4 protein-coding genes and 1 pseudogene are annotated in these 5099 nt (G+C 69.8%); 4 read left to right on the forward strand and 1 reads right to left on the reverse strand.

Going from position 1 to position 5099, the window contains the following annotated elements:
• Positions 1 to 620, forward strand: a pseudogene (locus FMP39_RS36805) (hypothetical protein); the annotation flags it as partial.
• Positions 621 to 700: 80 nt separating this feature from the next.
• Positions 701 to 2287, forward strand: a complete 1587-nt coding sequence (locus tag FMP39_RS36810; protein ID WP_228558649.1) for a glycosyltransferase family 39 protein — start codon at positions 701 to 703, stop codon at positions 2285 to 2287.
• Between the two features lie 30 nt (positions 2288 to 2317).
• Here FMP39_RS36810 and ruvX read toward each other — a convergent pair whose 3' ends face one another.
• Positions 2318 to 2773, reverse strand: a complete 456-nt coding sequence (gene ruvX, locus FMP39_RS36815) for a Holliday junction resolvase RuvX (protein WP_141594615.1) — start codon at positions 2771 to 2773, stop codon at positions 2318 to 2320.
• Between the two features lie 202 nt (positions 2774 to 2975).
• Here ruvX and FMP39_RS36820 point away from each other — a divergent pair, with 202 nt between their 5' ends.
• Together FMP39_RS36820 and FMP39_RS36825 are read left to right on the forward strand one after the other, a co-directional pair.
• Positions 2976 to 4448, forward strand: coding sequence for a hypothetical protein (locus FMP39_RS36820; RefSeq protein WP_141594617.1), 1473 nt, complete (start codon positions 2976 to 2978; stop codon positions 4446 to 4448).
• A 6-nt stretch (positions 4449 to 4454) separates the two neighbouring features.
• On the forward strand, positions 4455 to 4976 hold the full coding sequence (locus tag FMP39_RS36825; RefSeq protein ID WP_090490367.1) for a tetratricopeptide repeat protein: 522 nt from the start codon (positions 4455 to 4457) through the stop codon (positions 4974 to 4976).
• Positions 4977 to 5099 lie beyond the last annotated feature (123 nt).

A 5099-nucleotide genomic window follows, 5' to 3' on the forward strand; every position in this document is an offset into this window, starting at 1 on the left:
ACCACGTGCGGGTGGGGCGCCCCGAGGTCCGCGCCGTGGACGAGGAGGGGATGGAGCCCGCGTGGAGGTTGGCGGAGGAGCTGGGCGCGGCGAGTGGCCGGGATGGAGCCGTGGTGCTATCCAACCGGGGGGCGCCGCTTCAGGCATGGGTGCAACTGGGGCCGGGGGCTTCCGCGGCATTGAGCCGCCTGGTGCGGGCGGCGCTGTCCTCGGACTGGCTCGTCACCCCACGGCTTCCGGAAGAGCCGGTGGGCGTGGGCGCGCGCTGGGTCGTGGCGCGAGCCCAGGAGGAAGGGCTGGCCGTCATCACCTATGAGTTGGTGGAGCTGGAAGGAGCCCGCGGCCGGGTGCGTTTCCTCCTCCAGTCCCAGGGAGCGGAAGGTCCGCCGGCTCCCAGGGCCGAAGGCGAGCTGCGTTTCGACCTGCGCCGCCCATTTCCCGAGCGGCTGGAGGTTCTCTACACGTCGCGCGCCGAACTGGGGACGCAGGGCCCCCGGCGGCTGGAGGTGGTCCGCCGCACGCGGGTGACGCTGGAGTCCGGCAGCCCCTTGGCCCCGGCGGACCCTGAAATGATTGCAGCCCCCTGGATTTCGGAAGGGGAGCAGGTTCGCGCACCGTGAAGTCGGCCGCGCTCCCCGAGCAAGGGAACAATGGGCGTTGGCTTGGCTTTGGGCCGTGCCTGCGTATCCTGCCGCGCGTCATGGCCACCGCCCCCGCCCCCTTCTCCGTTTCGACTCCCCACGCACCTGGCCTGTCGGCGGTGCCTGCCCCTCAGCACGAGCCAGGCACCCGGCTGCTCGTCGGGCTGTTGCTGGTGGCGGCGCTGGTGCCGCGGCTGGGCGTGTTCTTCGTCAACGAGAACCTCTTCGGTGATGCGGTGGTCCGCACGGAGCTGGCGGAGCGCTGGTTGCGGGCGCCGCACCTCATCACCGCCTACGGGGACGGGGCCTACCAGTTCGGTCCGTTGCACATGTACCTGGTGGGCGCGGCGCTGTCGGTGTTCGACCGGGAGGTCGCGGGCCGTGTGGTGAGCCTGCTGTTCGGCGTGCTGTCGGTGGTGCCGCTGTTCGCGCTGACGCGCCGCCTCTTCGGCTGGCGCGCGGGCGTGGTGGCCGGCCTGTCCTTCGCGGCGTGGGGCATGCACATGCAGTTCTCCACCACGGCCAGCAGCGAGGCGGTGTCCCTCTTCTTCATGCTGGCCACCTTCGCGCTGTACGCGGAAGGCGTGGATGACAACCGCTTCCTGCCCCTGTTCCAGGCGGCGTTGATGCTCAACCTGGCGTGCGCGCTTCGCTACGACGCGTGGATGTACATCCCGCTGCTCACGGTGGCGCTGTGCTTCAGCAGCCAGGACAAGGTCGTGTCGCTGACCCGGGCCGTGGGCTTCGGCCTGGTGTGCCTGCCGTTCCCCCTGTTGTGGATGCAGGGAAATGAGCTGATGCACGGCAACCCGTTCTTCCCGGTGATGGCGGTGGAGGACTTCCACCGTAACTGGGTGAAGTCGTCCCTGGGCTCGGGGTCGAACGTGCTCTGGCGGCTGCAGCAGCTGGGGTTCTGGCCCGGCATCGCCTTGCTCACGCTGTCGCCTCTCGTCGCGCTGCTGGGCATGGCGGGCATGGTGCGCGCGTGGCGCTCGCGTCCGGACACGCGCTGGCTGGTGGCCGCGGCGGTGCTTCCCGCCGCCTACTTCACCTTCCGGGCGGCGGTGCTGCTGACCTTCGTTCCGCTGGGCCGCTTCACGGTGACGCAGGTCGCGCTGCTCCCCGTCTTCGTGGCCTTCGGCTTCGCAGGGCTGGTGGCGACGCGTGGAGGGCCCGTGCTGCGCAAGGCCCTGGCGGGCGTGACGGTGCTGGTCGCCGTGGCAGCGCCGGTGGCGATGGGCATCTATACGTTCCGTGCCGACGGGCCACTGCAGACGACGATGCGCCCCATCAGCCCCACGTCCACGAATCCCGTGGCGCTGATGCAGGTGGCGAAGTTCCTGAAGGCGGAGGTCGCCGCCAAGGGTGGGGCCGCCGCGCTCGACATCGACCCGAACTACATGGACCTGCAGCTGGCCTTCTTCTCCGGCCTTTCCGAGGAGCGGCTGGCGCGCGTGCGCTGGGACACCTTCCGCCAGCGCATGCAGGAGACCCGTCCGGAGGTGCTGGTCCGCTTCGACGGTGGAGCGCTGGCGAAGGCCGCGGGCGTGAAGCTGGAGGAGCGCTCGCTGGTGCTGGACGGCGTGGCCTACCAGAAGCTGGATGGCTTCACCGCGCCGCTGCACGTGTACCGGCGTCAGCCGTAGCGCGGTTGCCTGGAGGGGCCCTCAAGCCCCTCAGGGCTCCGAGTCGTAGTCGTCGGGGTGATAGTCGGTATCCGGCGGCCGGTGGGCATCCAGCCATCCCTGGAGGATGAACTGCGCGGCCACCTGGTCGATGACCTCCCGGCGGCGGGCCCGGCTGACGTCCGCCTCGAGCAGGGTCCGTGTGGCGGCCACGGTCGACAGCCGCTCGTCCCAGAGCTCCACCGTCACCCCCAGCGACTGGGCCAGGGTGTCCGCGAACTTCCGGGACGCCTCGGCGCGGGGGCCCTCGCTGCCGTCCATGTTGAGCGGCAGGCCCAGCACGACGTGGGTCACCTCGTGTTCGCTCGCGACGGTGGCCAGCGCCGCGAGGTCTGCCTTGAGCGACGTGCGGCGAACGGTGGTGACGCCTTGAGCCGTGAGGCCCAGTCCGTCCGAGACGGCCACTCCAATGGTTTTGGTGCCCAGGTCCAGGCCCATGGTGCGCATGCCGCGGAACTTAACCGCAATCCTTCGTCGTGGACCGCTCCGTCCGCGCCTGGGGACGTGCCCCTGCTTCGGTGAGTGCTAACCGCCGGAATTCGCTGGGTACCTCCCACGCCCACGGACGGCACCGCCGCTGCAATCCAGCGGTCCCGTCCGAAGGACGACTGCGCGGCGTCCACTTCAACCCCGTCGCGCGAGAGGGTTCATGCTCGACTTCCTCAAAGGTGCGGCCAACCTGCTGGCTGGCCCCATGTCCACCGCGGTGGATTTCGCGGGCAACGCGCTGGGATTGCCGCCGCTCATCACCAACTCCATCAAGGCCGCGGCGGGGGCCGCGACGGGCAACGTCATGCTGGCGGCCAGTGGCGCCATGGGCGTGGCGCAGGAGCTGTCGAAGAACCCGCCCGCGAAGACGGAGTACCACGCGTCCTCCTCGGGCAGCTCGAAGGCTGACAGCGGCTACGCGCGCTCCGCGTCCTCGTCGCCCATCCTGAATCCGGGCAGCAGTCCGTTGGATCCGAAGATGCTCGACTACTCGGACGCCTTGAAGGTGCTGGAGGCGAACTTCCAGCAGTTGGACCTGCTGGATGGCAAGAAGAACGGCTCGCTGTCGAAGAAGGACCTGCAGCGCATCTCCACGGACGCCAGCCTGTCTCCCCAACTGCGGGACGCGGCCCGCTTCATGGTGGAGAACACGGCTCTCTTCGAGCGGCTCGACCGGCAGGGGCCGCTGGCGAGGATTGGCGTCTTCTCGCCGCTGTACAACCTCGACACCTTCTCGGTGCAGGACCTCCAGCGCGAGCTCAAGGCGGTGGATGCGGAGTTCGCGCGGTATGGCCGGCCCGTGCGCCCTGGAAGCGGTGGCACGACGCCTCCAGGGACGGGATGCACGCCTGGCGGTGGTGGCACGACGGCGCCGGGGACGGGCGGCACGTCCGGCGGCGGTGGCTCCGCGCCTGTGTCGGGCAGCCCGCCGCCGTCGACAGCGAGCCCGCTGGACCCGGACTTCCACGAGTACCACGACGCCTTGCGCGTACTGAGCGCGAACTGGGACACCTTCGATACCGCGGTGGGGGCCCGGGACAACGTGCTCACGCGCGACAACCTGGACGCCATCCTGAGCAGCCCGGCGGCATCGTCGACGCTGAAGCGCGCCGCGCAGTTCTTCAAGGACCACCCCGCGTACTACGACCGGCTGGAGATGGCCGCGGGCGTGGGGCCGCGGGATGGAATCGTGGGCCGGCCGGATGTCACGGCCGCGCTGCGACAGGCGGACGCGGCGCAGGCGTCATCCGGAACGCAGCCCGCGAGTGGCGCTGGCGGGAGCCGGCCGGTGGGCGGCGCTTCGTCGAATGTGCGGAGCATCGTCGACAACCCCAACATGAGCATCGAGGACAAGATTCAAGCCATCTTGATGTCCATCTCCAGCGACACGGACGAGGAGATTCTCGACGTGATGGAGCAGATGGCGAACGTGCGCGACCAGCGCGCCTCGCTGGGCACCGGTGAGGCGGACCGGAAGGCGGGCGCGAAGCTGGAGAGCAGCATGCAGGAGCTGGAGCTGCGCCTTCAGCGGCTGGTGGAGAAGCGCAAGGCGATGTTCGACCTGATGAGCAACATGTCCTCGAAGTTCCACGAGATGGCGAAGACGGCCATCTCCAACCTGCGGAGCGCCTGAGCCGTCATGGGACGCATCATCAAACACGAGGGAGCGGTGGCCATGCGGATGCAGCGCGGCGCGGTGCAGGGCTTGAAGGCGTTTGCCCGGGGAGAGGCGACGTGGGCCGAAGTGGAGGGGATGACCTTCGAGGAAGCGAAGGCCATTGCCCAGGTGGGGTGTGACCTGGCGGCGGCGGGACGCCTGGAGGAAGCCCGCATCCTTTTCGAAGGCCTGGTGGAGGGAAACCCGAAGGACGCGGCGGCGCGGGCGGCGCTGGGCACCGTGTACCAGAAGCTGGGCAAGCTGGATGACGCCATCGCCGAGTACAGCGCCGCGCTGGAGCGTGAGCCCGACAACCCGGTGGCGCTGGCCAACCGGGGCGAGCTCTACCTCCGGAAGGGGGAGCGCCAGGGCTTCACCGACCTGGCGAACGCGGTGGAGGCGGACCCGCATGGCGAGACGGCGGGCGGCCGCCGGGCGCGGGCGCTGGTGAAGGCCATCACCTTGGTGGCGGTGGAGAAGCTGAAGGAGGACTCGCAGCCGTAGTGCCGGAGTCGGGGGGAGTGGGGCCACCCGGCTGCCGGGGAGTGGCCGGGTGGAGGCAGTCGGCGGGTGGGCTCGGGGAAGAGGCTGTCTCTTATACACATCTCCGAGCCCACGAGACGCTCA

Origin of the sequence: Myxococcus sp. AB056 (assembly GCF_006547365.1) — a bacterium.
Taxonomy (GTDB): Bacteria; Myxococcota; Myxococcia; order Myxococcales; family Myxococcaceae; genus Myxococcus; species Myxococcus virescens.